Below are 244 nucleotides of genomic sequence, written 5' to 3' on the forward strand. Positions count from 1 at the left end.
AGCCGGCTGTCCTCGACCCAGCAGTCGGCATAGACGAACGCCTTGCCAGCGCGTTGCGCGAGCCCGTCGCCGCACGGGGACCGGTCGAGCGCGATGGTGCGCGTGCCCGGCAATCGGTCGCGCCCCCCGAGATGGTCGTAAAGGACAAGGCCGAGGCGGACCATCCAGCCGGGTCGCGGCGCCTGGGTCTGCGGGAGCACGAAGGCCAGCGGCCAGATGAGGTGCGGCGCCATGGCGAGAAGCC

At 72.1% G+C, this 244-nt stretch carries 1 pseudogene; it reads right to left on the minus strand.

Annotated features, from left to right (window positions below):
- Nucleotides 1–233 (minus strand): annotated as a pseudogene (locus AC0CH3_RS17905) (glycerol-3-phosphate dehydrogenase); the annotation flags it as partial.
- Nucleotides 234–244 lie beyond the last annotated feature (11 nt).

Source organism: Sphingomonas sp. AC449, assembly GCF_979253475.1.